The sequence below is a fragment of the Methylobacterium sp. FW102-HT35C08 genome, from assembly GCF_058790235.1.
On sequence record NZ_JBYTCL010000002.1, the window covers coordinates 687930 to 705796 of the forward strand.

General features: G+C 69.3%; 17 protein-coding genes. 7 read left to right on the forward strand and 10 right to left on the reverse strand.

Annotated elements, in window-relative coordinates; genetic code table 11:
* Window positions 1-9 precede the first annotated feature (9 nt).
* Window positions 10-219: a hypothetical protein gene (locus AC3WSN_RS03445; RefSeq protein ID WP_492536316.1), complete on the reverse strand. Its 210-nt coding sequence runs from the start codon at window positions 217-219 to the stop codon at window positions 10-12.
* Window positions 220-478: 259 nt separating this feature from the next.
* On the opposite strand from AC3WSN_RS03445, the gene AC3WSN_RS03450 reads away from it, so the two are divergent.
* The 3 genes from AC3WSN_RS03450 (at window position 479) to AC3WSN_RS03460 (ending at window position 3331) form a co-directional block, all read left to right on the forward strand.
* Window positions 479-694 carry a hypothetical protein gene (locus AC3WSN_RS03450; protein WP_192708686.1) on the forward strand — a complete coding sequence of 72 codons (216 nt, stop codon included), beginning with the start codon at window positions 479-481 and terminating at the stop codon, window positions 692-694.
* 448 nt (window positions 695-1142) lie between these two features.
* A complete protein-coding gene (locus tag AC3WSN_RS03455; RefSeq protein WP_192708687.1) occupies window positions 1143-2798 on the forward strand; it encodes a porin in 1656 nt (551 codons plus the stop codon).
* Window positions 2799-3163: 365 nt separating this feature from the next.
* Window positions 3164-3331 carry a hypothetical protein gene (locus AC3WSN_RS03460; protein ID WP_492536319.1) on the forward strand — a complete coding sequence of 56 codons (168 nt, stop codon included), beginning with the start codon at window positions 3164-3166 and terminating at the stop codon, window positions 3329-3331.
* Between the two features lie 42 nt (window positions 3332-3373).
* On the opposite strand, the gene AC3WSN_RS03465 is transcribed toward AC3WSN_RS03460, so the two are convergent.
* Window positions 3374-4090, reverse strand: a complete 717-nt coding sequence (locus AC3WSN_RS03465) for a cache domain-containing protein (RefSeq protein ID WP_492536320.1) — start codon at window positions 4088-4090, stop codon at window positions 3374-3376.
* A gap of 123 nt (window positions 4091-4213) precedes the next feature.
* Entirely contained in the window at window positions 4214-5089 is an 876-nt protein-coding gene (gene murI, locus AC3WSN_RS03470; RefSeq protein WP_492536322.1) for a glutamate racemase, read from the reverse strand.
* Window positions 5090-5352: 263 nt separating this feature from the next.
* On the opposite strand from murI, the gene egtB reads away from it, so the two are divergent.
* From egtB to AC3WSN_RS03485, 3 genes are read left to right on the forward strand one after another with little or no spacing between them, the layout of a single operon-like run.
* A complete protein-coding gene (gene egtB / locus AC3WSN_RS03475) occupies window positions 5353-6621 on the forward strand; it encodes an ergothioneine biosynthesis protein EgtB (RefSeq protein WP_492536323.1) in 1269 nt (422 codons plus the stop codon).
* Window positions 6622-6639: 18 nt separating this feature from the next.
* Window positions 6640-7629, forward strand: coding sequence for an L-histidine N(alpha)-methyltransferase (gene egtD / locus AC3WSN_RS03480; RefSeq protein WP_492536324.1), 990 nt, complete (start codon window positions 6640-6642; stop codon window positions 7627-7629).
* Between the two features lie 37 nt (window positions 7630-7666).
* Window positions 7667-8731, forward strand: a complete 1065-nt coding sequence (locus tag AC3WSN_RS03485) for an adenylate/guanylate cyclase domain-containing protein (protein WP_192708693.1) — start codon at window positions 7667-7669, stop codon at window positions 8729-8731.
* Between the two features lie 47 nt (window positions 8732-8778).
* Here AC3WSN_RS03485 and AC3WSN_RS03490 read toward each other — a convergent pair whose 3' ends face one another.
* From AC3WSN_RS03490 to clpS, 4 genes are all read right to left on the reverse strand, one after another.
* Window positions 8779-10092 carry a flavin monoamine oxidase family protein gene (locus tag AC3WSN_RS03490; protein WP_492536327.1) on the reverse strand — a complete coding sequence of 438 codons (1314 nt, stop codon included), beginning with the start codon at window positions 10090-10092 and terminating at the stop codon, window positions 8779-8781.
* 50 nt (window positions 10093-10142) lie between these two features.
* Entirely contained in the window at window positions 10143-10427 is a 285-nt protein-coding gene (locus tag AC3WSN_RS03495) for a hypothetical protein (protein WP_192708695.1), read from the reverse strand.
* A gap of 91 nt (window positions 10428-10518) precedes the next feature.
* Window positions 10519-13002 (reverse strand): ATP-dependent Clp protease ATP-binding subunit ClpA, encoded by a 2484-nt coding sequence (gene clpA, locus AC3WSN_RS03500; RefSeq protein ID WP_238198066.1) that lies wholly within the window; start codon window positions 13000-13002, stop codon window positions 10519-10521.
* 37 nt (window positions 13003-13039) lie between these two features.
* Window positions 13040-13426, reverse strand: coding sequence for an ATP-dependent Clp protease adapter ClpS (gene clpS / locus AC3WSN_RS03505; protein ID WP_192708797.1), 387 nt, complete (start codon window positions 13424-13426; stop codon window positions 13040-13042).
* A gap of 518 nt (window positions 13427-13944) precedes the next feature.
* Between clpS and AC3WSN_RS03510 the strand changes: the two genes are divergently transcribed.
* Window positions 13945-15414 (forward strand): serine hydrolase, encoded by a 1470-nt coding sequence (locus AC3WSN_RS03510; protein WP_492536330.1) that lies wholly within the window; start codon window positions 13945-13947, stop codon window positions 15412-15414.
* Window positions 15415-15503: 89 nt separating this feature from the next.
* Here the strand turns inward: AC3WSN_RS03510 and AC3WSN_RS03515 are convergent, their stop codons facing one another.
* The 3 genes from AC3WSN_RS03515 to AC3WSN_RS03525 are packed head-to-tail and all read right to left on the reverse strand — an operon-like array spanning window position 15504 to window position 17644.
* On the reverse strand, window positions 15504-16265 hold the full coding sequence (locus AC3WSN_RS03515) for a DnaJ domain-containing protein (protein WP_492536332.1): 762 nt from the start codon (window positions 16263-16265) through the stop codon (window positions 15504-15506).
* Window positions 16266-16268: 3 nt separating this feature from the next.
* Window positions 16269-16517 (reverse strand): hypothetical protein, encoded by a 249-nt coding sequence (locus AC3WSN_RS03520; RefSeq protein WP_492536333.1) that lies wholly within the window; start codon window positions 16515-16517, stop codon window positions 16269-16271.
* A complete protein-coding gene (locus tag AC3WSN_RS03525; RefSeq protein WP_192708700.1) occupies window positions 16514-17644 on the reverse strand; it encodes a S1C family serine protease in 1131 nt (376 codons plus the stop codon). The genes AC3WSN_RS03520 and AC3WSN_RS03525 overlap by 4 nt, the downstream gene beginning before the upstream one ends.
* Window positions 17645-17867 lie beyond the last annotated feature (223 nt).

A 17867-nucleotide genomic window follows, 5' to 3' on the forward strand; every position in this document is an offset into this window, starting at 1 on the left:
ACCTGCCGCTCACCGCAGCGGGAGGACACCCGGGCGCCGGCCGGCCCCGGCGGCGCGGCGCCAGCGTCGCTTGCGCCCGAAGGTCCTGCGCGGATCGGCACGGCGCGGGTCGGCCTGGCCCTTTCGCGGGCGCGGCTGTCGGATGGCGCCGATCGCCACCAGCGTCACCGCCCCGATCAGGATCAGGAGCGCCGCCCCCCAGAACAGGTTTTCGAACATCAGCGACTCCCGGGCCGATGACCTCCGCTCTTGAATAGTGAAGACCGCAGGCGATCGCGGCCAAAGCTGGACTATTCGAGCGGTGACGGCAACTCGGCTTTATCGGACGCGGCAAAGCTGTGGGTGACCTCGCGCTCTCCGACGACGGCATCGGCGCCGCAAGCCCCGGCGGCACGCGCCTCCCGTTGTCCTTGCGCCGGATCAAGGCAGCGGGCGCCGCGGTGACCGACGGTGATTCCGTCCAGAGCGGAGCCGACCGATGCACACCTACCGCGTGACCTTCTACATGACCGTTCCCGACGATACCGGGCACGACCACCGTGCCGTGCAGAGCACCATCCTGGTCCGCGCCCGCTCGGACGTGTCCGCCGAGTGGCAAGCCAAGGCGCTTCTGTGTGAGCGGGCAGGGGTGATCGATTGGCGGCTTCGGGCCGACAGCTGTGAGGTCGCGGCTCTCGCCGATGTGGCCGCGTGACGCGCCGACCGCACCACGGTCGGGGAGCCGGGCTCGGCTGAAGCGTCCGTGCGGCTCGCAGGACAGCCATGGGCTCACGATCGATTCGGCGCGCGCTCAGATCCGCACACGGCATGGGCAGAATGGCAGGCATTCCGCGCATCATTTAAGCATAGCAACATAGTTGCCGGATACATTTCGTAATATTTCTTGTTTGTGCGAGTAATACGACCGTATAAGCCGAGTAAAAAGTGGCACAAAAATCACATTCCCTGCGCGCAACCATCGCGGAGCACTAAACTCTATTGTCCCGAAGCCGCCGTCTGAGCATGATCGCAGCGCACTCAGGCATCGCCGAACGCGAGCCCTGACGAGCCTGCCGCCAAGACGCAGGCCAAACCAAAGACATGCGGTCAGATCTGGATAACCGGGCGGCCGCGCCACGGGTCTCGAAGCTTTGGAGATATCTATGACGCTCTTGAAGAGCTCGCTGCTCGGGTCAGCGGCTGCATTCGCGGCCGTGGGTGCCGCGCACGCCGCCGACCTGCCGGTGAAGAAGGCGGTTCCGATCGAGTACGTCCGCGTCTGCGGCGCGTATGGCGCCGGCTTCTTCTACATCCCCGGCACCGATACCTGCCTGCGCGTCTCGGGCCGCGCCCGGTTCGAGGGTGGCTACCAGACGAGCTACACCCGCCAATCCGGCACCAACAGCGGCGACACGTCGGGCTACCAGGGCCGGATGCGCATCAACCTCGATGCCCGCACCCAGACCGCCTACGGCACCCTGCGCGCCTTCGTCCGCCTCGATGCCGGCGCCCGCACCGGCTACTCCGGCGTCGGCACCTCCGGCACGCAGCAGCGCATCGGTCAGGCCTTCCCGGGCATCGGCACCGATCAGTTCGGCCGTGACCAGCAATACGTGAACGTCGATAAGGCGTTCATCCAGTTCGCCGGCCTGACCGCCGGTCGCGCCTCCTCGTTCTTCGACTTCTACGCCCACGACTTCGAGATCGCCGCAGCGACCCTCGGCTCCGACGTGTTCTCGACCAACCTGCTGGCCTACACGGCCACGATCGGCAACGGCCTGTCGGCCACGATCTCGATCGAAGATCCGGTCTTCCGCCGCACCCCGATCTTCTCGCCGCAGAACGTCTCGGCCATGCTCAACACCGGTAGCGTGTCGAACTTCGGCGTGACCAACCAGCCGACGCAGGTCTTCGTCGGCTATACCGGCGGCGTCCCGACGCGCTTCAGCACCATCGACACCATTGAGCGCGAGCGCATGCCCGACTTCGTCGGCGTCGTCCGCCTCGACCAAGCCTGGGGTTCGGCCCAGCTGTCAGCCGCAACGCACGAGCTGAACGTCGGCAACATCTCGACCGCCGCAACCACCGGCACAGGCTCCATCGTCTCTCCGGCACACACCAACAGCGTGTATGGCTGGGCGGTTCAGGGCGGCCTGAAGATCAACACCCCGTTCATCGCCCCGGGCGACGCCCTCTACCTGCAGGGTGCCTACGGCGACGGCGCGCAGATGTATACCGGCTACTGCGCCTATACCGGCTGCTACACGCAGAGCACACAGACGATCCAGGGCCAGAAGTTCAACCAGTACTTCTCGGATGCGACGGTCAACCCGTATACGGGCCAGCTGCAGACCTCGCAGAGCTTCACTGTCACGGCGTCGTACCTGCACTACTGGACCCCGGAATGGCGCTCGGCGTTCTTCGGCTCCTACGGCGAGCAGGACTTCTCGGCGACCGCCCGCTTCCAGCAGGGCCAGCTCTACGGACTCGTGAGCGGGCTTGCCGGCAGCAATCCGTTCGGCTCCAACGCCGTCGGCACGCCCGGCACCCGGTTCTTCCAGCTGAGCCAAGCCTTGCGTGACACCTACCAGTTCGTGGCGGGCGGCAGCATCATCTGGTCGCCGGTCAAGGACCTCGATATCGGCGTCGAGGCCTTCTACACGCAGATCGGCCTGAAGAGCGGCCGGGCGATCGACCTGGACAAGAGCCCGACCGCCTACTCGAACATCGCTGCCATCAACGCCGGCACGTTCGCTGTCGCCACGGCCTCGAAAGACTCGGTTTCGCAGGTGCGCTTCCGCGTCCAGCGCGACTTCTGATCACCACTGGCGATCGGAACATGATGCCGTGGCAGCCTGCCTCGGCGTCATGGACTACCCCCGTGCAAAATGGGAACTTGAGCCCGGCCTCGTGCCGGGCTTTTTTTGTGCCCGCCGGCAGCGCGCACCTGAGGGGCGGCTCGCTGCGTCTGTGCGGTGCCGCACTGCGGTCGCGATGGGACATGTCCCATCTGCCGCCTTTACAACGGACGAGCCCCCGATCCCGCGGATGCTGTTCGTGTTGGCGCAACCCGGCATCGCCGAGCCCAGGTGGCAGGCGGCGCGTGCGGATCACCGGGACGGCTTTACCAAGCGTTCATTCTCCGGGTGTCCCATCCGGGTCCGAACAGGCAGGATGTGGAAACATGCCCACCGAGACGAACACGCCGTCCGAGGAGCCGATCCTCGAAGTCTGGCGCATCGTGGCCCTCGCTCTGATCGTCGCGGCCGGGATGCTGTTCGTCCACCTGATCGTCCCGAACGAGGCCGACGCGTTCACGGGCCCGTCCGCGACGGCTATCGCCACGCGCTGACCAGCCCGCGAGGCCGGGCTCCTGGCCAGCGTCAGGCTGGTCCTAACGGGTGGCCGCCGATTTCGGACCGGCCCGATCCAGGGCGATCGCCGCGGCGTTCAGGTCATGCCTCACCTGGGCGATCACCGTCGCCCGCTCGTCGCCCTGCGCGTTCAGCGCCTCAAGGAAAGCGGTCCAATCCGCGCGGGCGCTGCTCGGGATCTGGCTGTCGAGCCGTTGCCGAAGCTGGGCGATGCGTCCGTCGGCCGTCGCGACCGCAGGGGCGGCGGCATCGGCGTCGTAGACGCCGACCGCGCAGGTCTGATCACCCGCCTTGGTGTAGTAGGTGGTCTTCGGCTCCTCCACGGTGCTGCCGGGCTTGGGGAACAGGTAACGGATCACCGAGATCTGCCCAGGCTTGGCCGCCGCCATCATCGTGCGAATGAAATAGTTTCCGGTCCTGTCGTGCAGGTCCCGTACGTCGTGCCCTCTCAGGATCGGGTTGGGATGGGCGCTCATGATGCCGTCCGGACCGATGCAGAACACGTAGGTGTCGGCGGTGCGAAAGCCGCGGGCCCCGTCGGTGAAATCCTGGAGCGCCCGGCCCCGGTTGGACTGCAAGGCCCGATCCACGCGCCCGAGCATCCAGGACGCGAATCCGTTCGGGCTCGGATCGTCGCAGGAGGTCGGGGCCTCACCGTCGCCGCAGGCCAGAGCCGGCGCTATCGGACCCGACCCGAGGATCAATACAGCTGCAAGCACCGAAGCTTTCAGCGACATCGGCCTCTCCCGAATCCAGCACATCCTCTCGAATCAGCACAATCAGAAACTGCACTCGCCACCTTGGCAAGCGCTCAATACAGATCTCACGCACTCGTCAGAGCGTTGGCTGAGGTGTGCCGCCTATTGCATCGGCAGGGGAATCGCCTCGATTCCCACCTCGCCGATCCCGCGCGCCGCCAGCGCCGTGCGCAGAGACGCGTTCAGGCAGGTGCCGGCCGTGAAGGCGCCGGTCGCAGTTCCGTGTCGGCCCGCGTCGCGGGGCAGGGGGCCGATCAGCTGCACCACGCGCCGCGCGATAGCCGGGGCCGGATCGATCCACGTGACCGGCCAGGACGCGAGCGCCTCGAGACGCGGCAGCAGCAGGGGGTAGTGCGTGCAGGCGAGACAGACCACGTCCGTGCGCCGCCCGTCCGGCTCGGTCGTGAAGCAGGGCGCGATCTCGGCCGCGAGTACCGCATCGTCCACCGGAGAACCGGCGAGTTCCGCCTCCGCGTAACTCGCGAGGTTCTGCGAGCCGACGAGGCTGACCGTGCAGGATCCGGCATAGGTCGCGATCAGGTCGCGGGTGTAGGTGCGGACCACCGTTCCGGGCGTCGCGAGCAGGGAGACCAGGCGCGAGCGCGTTGCCTCGGCGGCCGGCTTGATCGGCGGCACGACCCCCACGAAGGGCGTCGTGAAGCGCTGGCGCAAGGCCGGCAGGACCAGCGTCGAGGCGGTGTTGCAGGCGATGACCACGAGGTCGGGCCGGTGGATCGCGACCAGGCGCTCCATCACGGTGAGGACGCGGGCGACGAGGGCCGGCTCGCCGAGCCGTCCGTACGGGAAGGCCGCGTCGTCGCCGACATAGACGTAGCGGGCATCCGGCCGGGCGCGGCGCACCGCGTCGAGGACGGTCAGGCCGCCCAGACCGGAATCGAAGACCAGGATGGTCGGCTCGGTGGCGACGTGCAGCGCGGCGGCGGACAAGCTGGCCCCAGCCATCAGATCGATCCGCATGGAAACCCTGGACTCCTCGACGAGCGTCCTAAAATCTCGGCGGCGAGGGTTAAGGGGCCCTCACTGCGGCGAGAGAAAGACCCGCGATCCCCAACTGTTCCGGTTAACCGCGGCGTCCGCGGAGCGAAGACGCACAGGACCGTGCCGGCCAGGCTTCCCGATCTGCAGAGGTTGTCTGGCCACGGCTGGGACATATCTTCTGCGCGCTGGCTCGGAATCGAGGAAATGGTTCCGCGTCGTGCCCAGATCGGGGGACAATCGTCATGGCAGCCACGGCCGCACTGCGCTCGGAGGGGGCGCGCGAGCAGGGGGCGCCAGCCTTCCCGCCGCCCACCGTCACCGCCCGCCCGATCGACCGGGCCGCCTGGATCGCCGCGTTCCGCCACGTGCGGCACGAGACCGAGCGCCGCGCCGCGCCGCTCTCCGCGGAGGACCAGCAGGTCCAGTCCATGGCGGATGCCAGCCCGACCAAGTGGCATCGCGCGCACGTCACGTGGTTCTTCGAGCAATTTCTGCTCCGCGAGCACCTGCCGGGTTACGCCATTTTCGATGAGCGGCTGCACTACCTGTTCAATTCGTACTACGTAGCAGCCGGCCCGCGTCAGCCGCGCATCCAGCGGGGCCTGATCACGCGCCCGACCATGGCGGAGGTGAGCGCCTACCGGGCGCATGTCGACCAGGCCGTGGAGAGCCTGCTCGGTCAGGTCTCCGAACGCGCCCTGGAGGCGGTGCTGCCGATCCTGGAGATCGGCCTCTTCCACGAGCAGCAGCATCAGGAGCTCCTGCTCACCGACATCCTGCACGCCTTCGCGCAGAACCCGCTGAGCCCCGCCTACGATCCCGCCTGGCGGTTTCCCGCCGCCGCCGCGCAGCCCGGGCAGGTCGGTCTGGACAGGGGCATCGCCTGGATCGGGCATGAGGGGGAGGGGTTCTCGTTCGACAACGAGGCGCCCCGCCACGAGACCCTGATCGCGGCCGGCCGGATCGACCGGGCGCTGGTCACGAACCGGCAATGGCTCGCCTTCATGGAAGACGGCGGTTACGCCAAGCCCGAGCTGTGGCTCTCGGACGGCTGGTATGCCGGTCCGGGCGAGGGCTGGGAGGCGCCGGGCTACTGGCGCCGGGACGGGGACGGCTGGGCGACCATGACCCTCGGCGGCCTGCGCCCGGTGGCGCTCGACGCGCCCGTCACCCACATCAGCTACTATGAGGCCGACGCCTATGCCCGCTGGGCGGGCCGCTTCCTGCCGACCGAGTTCGAGTGGGAGGTCGCAGCCCGTGACGGCCAGCTGCCGGACGCGTTCGGCCTCGTCTGGCAATGGACCCGGAGCGCCTACCTCGCCTATCCGGGCTACCGCCCGCTGCCGGGGGCGCTCGGCGAGTACAACGGCAAGTTCATGGCCAACCAGTTCGTGCTGCGCGGCTCGTCCGTCGCCACGCCCGAGGGCCACGCCCGTCTGCCCTACCGCAACTTCTTCTATCCGCACCAGCGCTGGCAGTTCACCGGCCTGCGCCTCGCGGACGCCGCCTGACGCGCCCCGGAGGATCCCTTGACCATCAAGCCCACCTTCCCCGACGCGGCGCCGGTCGCCCTCGACACGGCCGCGCCGGAAACGGCCGCGCTGGCCTTCCTCGATGATGTCCGGGCGGGCCTGTCCCGGCCCCAGAAAGCGTTGTCGCCGAAATACTTCTACGATGCCGCCGGCTCCGACCTGTTCGAGGCGATCACGCGGCTCCCGGAATACTACCCGACCCGCACGGAGATCGGCATCCTCGACCGGAGCGGGCCGGAGATAGCGGCGCTGTTGCCGGCGCACGCCGCCCTGGTGGAGTTTGGCAGCGGCTCGACCGTGAAGCTTCGCCGTCTCCTTGAGCATCTCGATACGCTGGCCGCCTACGTGCCGGTCGACGTGTCCGGCACGTTCCTGAACTCCCAGGCCGAGGCCCTCAAAGCGGACCTGCCGCAACTCCGGGTCGAGCCGGTGGTCGCCGACTTCACTCGCGACTTCGAGCTGCCCGAGAGCCTCGACGGCCTGCCGCGGGCGGGCTTCTTCCCCGGCTCGACCATCGGCAACTTCGAGCCCGCCGAGGCCGAGGGCCTGCTGCGCCGGTTCGGGCGGATCCTAGGGGAGGGCGCCCACATGATCGTCGGCGTCGACCTCGTTAAAGACGCCGCGACCCTGGAGCGTGCCTATGACGACGCCGCCGGCGTCACGGCGGCCTTCAACCTCAATCTCCTGACGCGGATCAATCGGGAGCTCGCCGGCCGCTTCGACCTCGACGCCTTCACCCATCGCGCCGTGTTCAACCCGTCGGCCTCACGGATCGAGATGCATCTCGTTGCCCGGAACGCGCAGGACGTGCGCGTCGGCTCCGACACATTCGCGTTTGCGGAAGGCGAGACGATCCACACGGAGAGCAGCTACAAGTACACGGTCGCGACCTTCCGGGCCCTGGCCGAGCGGGCCGGCTGGACATGGCTCAAGGTCTGGACCGACCCGCAGGGGCTGTTCTCGGTCCACGCGCTCCGGCTGGATTGAGGGTTCACGGGCGAGCGTAACCGCGGAGGAGGCGCCGGTGCGTTTCAGACCGCCCTGGTTCTACGTGGTGGCGCCCTCCCTCGGCGCCCTGGCCGGCCTGGTCTACGGGTCGATCTTCGAGGTCGGCCCGCTGACCGGCGCGGCGATCCGCGGCGCGATCATCGGCACGCCGATCATGCTCTACGAGCGCCGGCTCCTGGCCCCGGCTTTGCGCGAGCGCGTCCGGAGCCTCGCCACGCCGCTGTTCCTGCTCGCCACGGTGGCGATCTACGTCGCGATGATCATCGTCGGCAACGCCGCCGCCAGCACCGTGCTGAACCGCCTGTTCCGGTTCATGTACAGCGAGCGCAACGCGATGCTGATGACCGATACCGGGCTGCTCTACGCGCTCTGCATCTCGGCGCTCGTGGTGTTCGTGTTCCGGGTCCGCGACCTGATCGGGCCGGGCGTGTTCGCCAACCTGCTGATCGGCCGGTACCACCGCCCGATCAGCGAGGAGCGGATCTTCCTGTTCCTCGACGTGACCGGCTCGACGCGCTTCGCGGACCGCTACGGTGACCGCGAGGCCCAAGCCTATCTCGGGCAGGTGTTCAACGCGCTGGCGCTGCCGGTCTCGCAGACGCGCGGCTCCATCGACGATTATATCGGCGACCTCGCGCTGGTGACCTGGACAATGGAGCGGGGCACCCGCGACGCCGCGTGCCTCCGCTGCGTCTTCGATTTCGCCGCGCGCCTCGCCGCCGAGTCCGAGGCGTGGCGGCGCCGGTTCGGGCAGGTCCCGGAGTTCCGCGCGGCCCTCCATTGCGGCCCCGTGGTCACCGCCGAGATCGGTCTGGAGCGGCACAAGATCGCGTATTTCGGCGATGTGGTGAACACCACCGCCCGGCTGGAGGCCCTGTCCAAGACGCTCGGCGTCCACGTGCTGGTATCGGCCGATCTCCTGCGCCGGCTCGGTCCGCTGCCGGCGGATCTCGTAGCGGAGGATCTCGGCGCCCACACCCTGCGGGGCCGTGAGGAGCCGATGACCGTCGCTTCTGTCCGACGCCGTGCGCCCGTCACCGCGCCGGTGGCGCCGATCCAGAGCCAGGTGGTCGCGGGCTGAAACGGCCCCACGGGGGTGCCCAGCCCGCCTCCTGGCGGGAGTCGAGATCAGGCGCCCAGTGCCTTCAGCACATCGCGGGCGGCGCGCTCGCCGTCGAGGGTCGCGCCGCCGACCGTCATGGCACCACCGCCGGCCAGGGCCTCACCGGCGAAGAACAGCCGCCCACCCACCGGCTCGCGCAGGTGGTCGCGGGCCGCGGCGTGCCCGGGCGCGACGATCGCGTACGATCCGCAGGCGTGCGGATCCGTCCACCAACCGGCAAGTCGGCCCGCCAGCACGGCACCCTTGGCCTTCTCGCCCAGGACGGCGCCGAGGCGTTCGGTGGCCAGCGCCACCGCCGCGGCCTCGCCGACGCGGCACAGGTCGCGGGCGAGATCGCCGCCGAGATTGGCCACCGCCAGGGGCCGCCCGAACGGGCCCATCTCGAAATACAGCGTCGGGCCGCCGGTCGCGATCGAGACCGCATCGCCGAAGGCCGACGGATCGATCTTCGCCGGGTCGAGACGCAGGCCGATCTTGGTGTAGGCGCCCATCTGCAGCCCATCGAGAGCCGCCTGCGGACCGTCGGGAAGCCTTGGCGTGAGCCGGATCGCAGCGGATTTCAGGACGCCCACGGGCACCGTGACGATCACGGCGGCCGCCGACAGGGTGCCGTGTGCCGTCTCGACCCGGACCTCCCGGCCGGACCAGTCGATCGCCCGCACGGGGCAGCCGAGACTGACCGGCAGGTCCGAGAAATGCCGCGCCACCAAATCGCCGTAGCCGTCGACCCACAGGTCGGTGCCGGACCAGAGCCGGTCGTAATCGACGGCCGAGACTCGTTCGGGATCCTCACCGAGGGACAGCCGGCTCAGGCCCGCGGCTGCCAGCTCGGCATTCGGGCCACCGGCCCGGGCGGCCTCGGCCAGCGACGGATCGCCCCCCTTCGGCTCCAGCAGCGCGTCGAGGCCGGAAAAGCCGGCGCGCCGGGCCGCCTTCTCCGCGTCGGTCGCGGGGCGCCCGTCGATCGTGAGGGTGCGCGCCCAGCCGTCCTCACGGGCGAAGCGGGCCTTGGCCGCACGGGCGATCGGCGCCCAGGGATTGTGCTCGGCCCAGTGGATGTACTCGGCCCCGGCGTCGAACGGGCAGTCCGCACCGAGCGCCCGGTCGGTGAAGGCGCGGCCGCCGATCCGGTCCCGCGCCTCGACAAGAGTGAAGCTCTGGCCCGCCGCGCGCAACGCGGCCGCGGCCGCAAGACCTGCCGAACCGGCACCGACGATCACCACGGTCCCGCCCCGCGCGGCCGCGCGCAGGGCCGGCGCGGCCAGCAATGCGGAGGCGATGATCGCGCGTCGGGTGGGTGTCGGCTGAGCCGGCCTCATGGCGCCTCTGCTCGGAAACGTCCTGGATCAACCGGACGCGGAAGGACGCGCTAACCGCGCGCGCCCTGCGTGCCCGAGCGCTTCTCCATCATGGCCTTGACCTGCATCAGCTGGTCCCAGACCTGCCCGGGCGACGTCCCGAAGAAGTTGAAGCCCGCGTTGATGCCCCAGTAGAGGCCGAAGCAGATTAGCGGCACGAGCATCCAGGCGAGCACCTCCTCGCCCCGCCGACGCCGCTGGCGGCGACGGCGGCGTTCCTCGCGCCGGGTCAGCTTCTTCGGGGGCGCCGGCTGCGAGACGGGGGTGAGGGGGCCCTCGTGCAGGTTGTCAGTCATCGGGCGCCTCCTCGCCGCGGCGCTTGCGCGTCGCGGCGGTCATAGACCGGCGGCTTCTACTCCGGAAGGCCGCCGACCGCCGTGCGGACCATTAGGCGCGCACGAGTGGCACCTTCGGCACGGTCCGGACGCCGCCCGAACCGCCGCCGCCCTTGTTATCCTTCGGAGTCTTCTTCCGGGCCGCGGTGCGGGGCTTTGTGCGCTTGTGGCGCTTGGCGACGTTGGTCACGTCCTTCTCGGGCTTGGGCGTCACCGGACCGGCCGGGAACTCGAAGCCCAGGCTGTCTTTGGCGCCGGCCTTGGCCTCGCCGTCCTCCGGCTTGCGCACGATCACCCGGACAGCACCGCCGTCCTTCAGCTTGCCGAACAGCACCTCGTCAGCGAGTGGCGTCTTGATGGTCGACTGGATCAGCCGGGCCATCGGGCGCGCGCCCATCGCGTCGTCGTAGCCGTGCTCCACCAGCCAGTCCCGGGCCTCGTCCGACAGCTCGATCGTGACGTTGCGGTCGGCGAGCTGCGCCTCGAGCTGGAGGACGAACTTGTCGACCACCTTCGCCACGACCTCCTTCGGCAGGTGGCCGAACGAGATGATCGCGTCGAGACGGTTGCGGAATTCCGGCGCGAACAGGCGGTTGATCGCCTCGACGTCGTCCCCGGTCCGCTTGCTCTGGGTGAAGCCGTAGGCCGACTTCGCCAGATCGGAGGCACCCGCGTTCGACGTCATGATGATGATGACGTTGCGGAAATCGACCTGCTTGCCGTTGTGGTCGGTCAGCTTGCCGTGGTCCATGACCTGCAACAGGATGTTGAACAGGTCCGGGTGCGCCTTCTCGATCTCGTCGAGCAGCAGCACGCAATGCGGGTGCTGGTCGATCCCATCAGTGAGCAGGCCGCCCTGGTCGAAGCCGACATAGCCGGGGGGCGCGCCGATCAGGCGGCTGACCGTGTGGCGCTCCATGTATTCCGACATGTCGAAGCGCAGCATCTCGACGCCGAGCGACGAGGCGAGCTGCTTGGCCGCCTCGGTCTTGCCGACGCCGGTCGGGCCCGCGAACAGGTACGAGCCGATCGGCTTGTCCGGATCGCGCAGGCCGGCGCGCGCCAGCTTGATCGCCGAGGTCAGGGCCTCGATGGCGTTCGGCTGGCCGTAGACCACGCGCTTCAGGTTCTCGGTCAGGTGCTGGAGCACCACCGCGTCGTCCTTGGAGACGGTCTTCGGCGGGATCCGGGCCATCGTGGCGATGGTCGCCTCGATCTCCTTGATGCCGATCGTACGCTTGCGGCGCGCCTCCGGCACCAGCATCTGCGAGGCGCCGGTCTCGTCGATCACGTCGATCGCCTTGTCGGGCAGCTTGCGGTCGTTGATGTAGCGGGCCGACAGCTCCACGGCGGCCTTCACGGCCTCGGTCGTGTACTTGAGCTTGTGAAACTCCTCGAAATACGGGCGCAGGCCCTTCACGATCTCGATCGTGTCGGGGATCGACGGCTCGTTGACGTCGATCTTCTGGAACCGGCGCACCAGGGCGCGATCCTTCTCGAAGTACTGGCGGTACTCCTTGTAGGTGGTCGAGCCGATGCAGCGCAGCGTGCCCGAGGCCAGGGCGGGCTTGAGCAGGTTCGACGCGTCCATCGCCCCGCCCGAGGTCGCACCGGCGCCGATCACCGTGTGGATCTCGTCGATGAACATGATGGCGTTCGGGTGCGCCTCGATCTCCTTCATCACCTGCTTGAGACGCTCCTCGAAGTCGCCCCGATAGCGGGTGCCGGCGAGCAGCGTGCCCATGTCGAGGGAGAAGACGGTCGCGTCGGCCAGAACCTCCGGCACCTCGTGCTGGATAATCTTGCGCGCCAGACCCTCGGCGATCGCGGTCTTGCCGACGCCTGGGTCGCCGACCAGCAGCGGATTGTTCTTTTGCCGGCGGCAGAGCACCTGGATGGTGCGCTGGACCTCGGTCTCGCGGCCGATCAGCGGGTCGATCTTGCCGTCGCGCGCCTTCTTGTTGAGGTTGACGCAGTAGGCGTCCAGCGCGTCGCCCTTCTTCTTCGCGCCGCCGCGGGGATCACCCTCGTCGCTCGGCCGCTCGGCCGCGCCCTCGTCCTCGGCACCGCGCACCGGCTTCGACTCGGAGGCGCCGGGACGCTTGGCGATGCCGTGACTGATGTAGTTGACCGCGTCGTAGCGGGTCATGTCCTGCTCCTGCAGGAAGTAGGCGGCGTGGCTCTCGCGCTCGGCGAAGATCGCCACCAGCACGTTCGCCCCCGTCACCTCCTCGCGGCCGGAGGACTGGACGTGGATCACCGCGCGCTGGATCACGCGCTGGAACCCGGCCGTGGGCTTGGCATCCTGCCGCCCGTCGCCGGTGAGGTTGGACAGCTCGGTATCGACGTAGTCGACGAGGCTGCGCTTGAGCGTGTCGATCTCGACATTGCAGGCGCGCATCACCGCGGCCGCGTCCTGGTCGTCCACGAGGGCGAGCAGGAGGTGCTCCAGCGTCGCGTATTCGTGCCGGCGCTCTCCCGCGAGCGCCAGGGCGCGGTGGAGAGCTTGTTCTAGGCTGCGTGAGAAGCTTGGCAAAGCTGGCCTCTGTGTGGGTGCCTACCGCGAGCGGCGCCTATTTCTTTTCCATAACGCACTGGAGAGGATGTTGGTGTTTGCGCGCGAAGTCCATGACCTGCGTCACCTTGGTCTCCGCCACCTCGTAGGTGAAGACCCCGCACTCGCCGACCCCGTTCTGATGCACGTGCATCATGATCTGGTAGGCGTCCTCGTGGCTCTTGTTGAAGAACCGCTCGACCACCAGCACCACGAACTCCATGGGCGTGTAGTCGTCGTTCAAGAGGAGCACCCGGTAGAGGCTCGGCCGTTTGGTCCGCGGCTTCGTGCGGGTGATGATCGCGGTGTTGGAGCGGTCGTCACCGCCTGGCGCGCGCGACCCGGACGCCGTGATCGCGATGCGCGCCGGCCAGTGACCCTTCGTGGAACTCGCGGTGCCCTGCATGGGGACCTGTCTCATGTGCGTCGAACCGATCCCTCAACTGGAGCGGGCGTCGCCAGCCCGAAAAGCCGCGTCTGTCTCGGCCTCGCCGGGAGCGGCGCTCGGCTCCGCTTCCGTTAATCTACAGACGGTGAGCCGACTTCGCCAGACGCCTGTGCGCACTTGTCCGCCCGTCCGGGAAGGTTTGCCGCGCATGCCCGAACGCGGGCGACAAACCGCGCTCGCGAGCGCAGCCGAGCTTGGCTTGCATGGCCGATCTCCGGACCGCAACCGGCCCAGCCAGGCCGGCCCCAGCGGCCCGAGACGAATTTGTGCGTCGCGTCAGCCAGCGTCAAGCCACGGCCGGTAAGGACAATAAGCGACCGTTGGATCGACACGATCCGGCATTCGAGCCGATCGCATTAACGGGCCTGTAACTGCACTTGCCTAACTCTCCGATGATGCATCGGGGCCACGCGACCAGCGCGGGCCACCAGGGGACATGACCGGCGCGCGCCGGTTTCGCGAGGCAATCAGGCGTGATGCGTAGCGTAGTAGGCCGCTCCCGGACGATCCCCGTGCTGCCGGCCGCCCTCGCGGCCGCGGCGGTCCTGACAGCCCTGGCCTCGCCGGCCGAGGCCCGGCGCGGGCGCCACCATCACCATGCGCGCACCGGCGGCGGCTACAATCCGCCCTACGCCGCGATGGTCGTCGACGTGAAGAGCGGCAAGACCCTGCACGCGGTCAACGAGGATGCCCTGCGCCATCCCGCCTCGATCACCAAGGTGATGACGCTCTACATGCTGTTCGAGCAGATGGAGCGCGGCAAGTTCGCCCTCGACTCCGAGCTAAGCATCTCGGCCCATGCCGCCGCACAGGCACCCTCGAAGCTCGGCCTGCGTCCCGGCCAGACCATCTCGGTCGAGGACGCGATCAAGGCGATCGTGACCAAGTCGGCCAACGACGTGGCCTGCGCCATCGGCGAGAACATCGCCGGCTCCGAGGAGCGCTTCGCGCAGATGATGACCGCCAAGGCGCACGCGCTCGGCATGAGCCGGACGCGTTACGCCAATGCCTCGGGCCTGCCGGACCCGGATCAGCTCACAACCGCCCGCGACCTGACCTTGCTGGCCCGGGCGATCCAGGACCGCTTCCCCCACTACTATCGCTACTTCCAGACGCGCTCCTTCGCGTTCCGCGGCCGGGTGATCGGCAACCACAACCACCTGCTGGGCAACGTCCAGGGCGTGGATGGGATCAAGACCGGCTACACGCGTGATTCCGGCTTCAATCTGATGACCGCCGCGAAGTCCGACGGCCACCAGATCGTGGCGATCGTGCTCGGCGGAAAGTCCGGCGCCAGCCGCGACCGGATCATGGCCGACCTCGTCCGCTCCAGCCTGCCGCGGGCCTATGCCGGTGCGCGCACCGCGCCGCCGGTCACCGAGGTTGCCGAGCGCGCCCGCCCGGCGGTCGTCGCCGACGCGGTCTCGCGGACCCGCACGCAGGTCGCCTCGGCCGACGACGAGGATGTCGAGACCACGGGCACGACCGGCGAGCCCCTCGATCTCGCCCCGTCCAGGACCACCACGCCCGGCGGCACCTGGAAGCCCGGCCCGCAGGGCGTCCCGAAGGCCGCGCAGGCCTATGCCGGCGCCAGCAGCGCGCAGCCGCCGTTCCCGGGCGCGACCAAGTCGGCCGCCCGGGTGGCGTCGGTCGAGCGCGATGAGCCGCCGAAGGCCGTCTCCGGCGCCCGCGTCGTGCCCTCCGCCTGGGTGATCCAGCTCGGCGCCATGGACGACGAGACGAAGGCCCGGTCGATGCTCTCGGAGGCGCGCGCCAAGGTCGGCGGCAGCCTTGCCAAGGCGGCCCCCTACACGGTCAAGGTCGAGCACGGCGGCACGACGCTGTTCCGCGCCCGCTTCTCGGGCTTCGCCGAGCAGGATTCCGCCCAGGAAGCCTGCTCGGCCCTGAAGCGCAGCGGCTTCAGCTGCTTCGCGACCCGGAGCTGACGGCGCTGCAAGCCGCGCCGATAGGGTCATGCCGCGGCTGAGTTCGCCCGCGGCTGCATACGGTAACTCTCTGACAACGCGCGTGGAGTTTAGCGATGTCGGTTCAGAAGCCTGTCCCGGGCCGCGTTGACGCGCGCCGCCCGTTCGGCGCTGCCGCCCTGGTCGGGGTGGGCGCGCTTCATGAGAGACCGGTGGGCCGACCGGATCTCCTCAGCGGTCGCCCCGCGCTGAAGCCCCAGGACCTGGTACGCCTCCTCCTGCGTCATCGCCCCTGGGTTCGGCGGACGGCCCGGCCGCGGGTCTCGATCGCGCTCAGCGTCTACACGCCATCCGGGCGCCCGGCGGTCGAGATACGGCTCTAGCAGGGCGGCGCCCGCAGCGTCGCGCTGGCGGCAGAGCCGCAGCAGATCGACCACCGCACCGGTGGGCATACCCTCGAGCCACGCGCCGATATCCGGCCCGGACAGGACCCGCGCGGTGCGCAGGCTGCCGTCCGGGTGCAGCAGCGCGTCGATCAGAACCGTGCGGACGCGCCGGTCCTGAGGGGCGCGGGGGTCACGGCCGGAAGGCGGCCGGACCAGGCGGCGGAGCCGTTCGGTCATCGAGGCTTGCCCCTCGATCAGCCAGACGCCGCCGAGACCGAGAAGCGCCGCGAGGACGAGGTTTCCCCGGAGCAGCAGGAAGCCCGCCGCCAGGAGCGCGAAGGCGCCGAAGGTCGGCAGCCGCGCGCGGCCGAGGGCGGCACCGAACCCCTGGCCGAAGGCGCGCTTCAGCCGCCGACCGAGACCGCCGCTCCTCTTCGAGAGCCACCACAGCGTCAGGCAGGCGAGCAGACCGGCAAGCAGCGTCATCGCTCAGCGCCGCGCGCCGTACGTGGCCGAAGCCCGGCCGCCGATCTGCACGGTGGTCCCGTTGCCGAAATCGTAGACGCCGTCACGCCGCGACTTCGGCTTGGCGGCGATGGCGTCACAGCCGGGCTGCGGCGGCAGGCGGACTCCTTCGGGCAGGTTCTCCGGGCACAGGCGTGACCGCACCGGCGGCTCGCCAGCCTGCGTGGCCGCGGCCGTCAGCCCGACGAGAAGAGCGAGGAGAGAGGATTTCATCGACGGTTCTCCGCCACATCCGCTGTCGTGACACGCACCTGCCGGATGCGGCCGTCGCGCTCGACCTTCAGCGTCACGGGCGCACCGAGACCGGCCCCCTCGATGGCCGCCGTCAGATCGGCCAGGCGATGGACCGGGCGGCCGTTGGCCTCCACGATCACGTCGCCGATGTCGCCGGCCTGTGGATCGACGCCGCGCAGGCCTGCCTGGGCCGCCGGCGACCCGGGCAGGACCCGCACGATCACCACACCGTCGATGCCGAGCCGCGCGGTGGCGGCCTCCTGGGCGGCGATGATGCCGATGCCGGGATTGCGCACGCGTCCCGCCTTGATCAGCTCCGGCACGATCCGGTTGACCACGTCGACCGGAATGGCGAACCCGATCCCGGCGCTCGCCCCCGACGGCGAGACGATGGCGGTGTTGACGCCGATCAGCCGGCCGGCGGAGTCGAGAAGCGGGCCGCCGGAATTGCCGGGATTGATTGCCGCATCCGTCTGGATGACGCCGGACACTTCACGCCCCTCACTGGTCGGCATCCGGCGGCGGACGGCGCTGATCACGCCGGTCGTCAGCGTGTGGTCGAGGCCGAACGGGTTGCCGATCGCGAAGGTCGATTGTCCGACCTTGAGATCCGCCGAGGTGCCGATCGCCAGGGGCGGCGGCATGTTCGTGACGCGCCCGAGCTGCAGGACCGCCAGGTCGTAGGACGGCGCCATCCCGACGAGCGTCGCGGGCACCACCGCGCCGTCGCTGAGGCGGACCGAGACGGAGCCGCCGCTCTGCGCGGCGTTCTGCACCACGTGCGTGTTGGTCACGATATGGCCAGCGCCGTCCCAGACGAAGCCGGTGCCGGTCTGCGTGTTGCCCTGCTCGCCACCGTCCTCATCGAGGTCGAGCAGGTCGCGGTTCTGGGCCGCACCCTGGGCGAAGACGTGGACCACCGACGGACTCGCCTGCTCGAACAGGGCCACCGTCGCCTTCTCCGACTGCGCGAGATCGCCGCGCGCGGTCACAGCCCGGGGCGTGTTGGCCGCGTAGAGCAGCGGCTGCAGGTAGGGCTGGGCGACATAGAGCGCCATCAGGACCAGGACCGCGGCGAGAAGGATGCGCACGGTACGATCCGGCACGGGTGTCTCCAGGGAAGGCCCGGGGCGGGCGCGGGTCTTAAGTGCGCGTTCAGCTTCAGGGCGTCAACACAGACAGGCGCCGCTGCCGACAGGCCTCAGACGTGTTCTGGCGCACGTCGGCGAGCGGCGCAAACTGGCTAACGGAATGGTCATCTTTCGAGGACCACAATTCTCGCAAGTCCACGGCAGCTCGGATGTGTTCAAGACGGCGATGGAACACCGG

What these genes read in the sequence shown, in the direction of transcription:
- AC3WSN_RS03445 (WP_492536316.1), bottom strand. Translation starts at nt 219, where the DNA reads ATGTTCGAAAACCTGTTCTGGGGGGCGGCGCTCCTGATCCTGATCGGG.
- AC3WSN_RS03450 (WP_192708686.1), top strand. Translation starts at nt 479, where the DNA reads ATGCACACCTACCGCGTGACCTTCTACATGACCGTTCCCGACGATACC.
- AC3WSN_RS03455 (WP_192708687.1), top strand. Translation starts at nt 1,143, where the DNA reads ATGACGCTCTTGAAGAGCTCGCTGCTCGGGTCAGCGGCTGCATTCGCG.
- AC3WSN_RS03460 (WP_492536319.1), top strand. Translation starts at nt 3,164, where the DNA reads ATGCCCACCGAGACGAACACGCCGTCCGAGGAGCCGATCCTCGAAGTC.
- AC3WSN_RS03465 (WP_492536320.1), bottom strand. Translation starts at nt 4,090, where the DNA reads ATGTCGCTGAAAGCTTCGGTGCTTGCAGCTGTATTGATCCTCGGGTCG.
- murI (WP_492536322.1), bottom strand. Translation starts at nt 5,089, where the DNA reads ATGCGGATCGATCTGATGGCTGGGGCCAGCTTGTCCGCCGCCGCGCTG.
- egtB (WP_492536323.1), top strand. Translation starts at nt 5,353, where the DNA reads ATGGCAGCCACGGCCGCACTGCGCTCGGAGGGGGCGCGCGAGCAGGGG.
- AC3WSN_RS03490 (WP_492536327.1), bottom strand. Translation starts at nt 10,092, where the DNA reads ATGAGGCCGGCTCAGCCGACACCCACCCGACGCGCGATCATCGCCTCC.
- AC3WSN_RS03495 (WP_192708695.1), bottom strand. Translation starts at nt 10,427, where the DNA reads ATGACTGACAACCTGCACGAGGGCCCCCTCACCCCCGTCTCGCAGCCG.
- clpS (WP_192708797.1), bottom strand. Translation starts at nt 13,426, where the DNA reads ATGCAGGGCACCGCGAGTTCCACGAAGGGTCACTGGCCGGCGCGCATC.
- AC3WSN_RS03510 (WP_492536330.1), top strand. Translation starts at nt 13,945, where the DNA reads ATGCGTAGCGTAGTAGGCCGCTCCCGGACGATCCCCGTGCTGCCGGCC.
- AC3WSN_RS03515 (WP_492536332.1), bottom strand. Translation starts at nt 16,265, where the DNA reads ATGACGCTGCTTGCCGGTCTGCTCGCCTGCCTGACGCTGTGGTGGCTC.
- AC3WSN_RS03520 (WP_492536333.1), bottom strand. Translation starts at nt 16,517, where the DNA reads ATGAAATCCTCTCTCCTCGCTCTTCTCGTCGGGCTGACGGCCGCGGCC.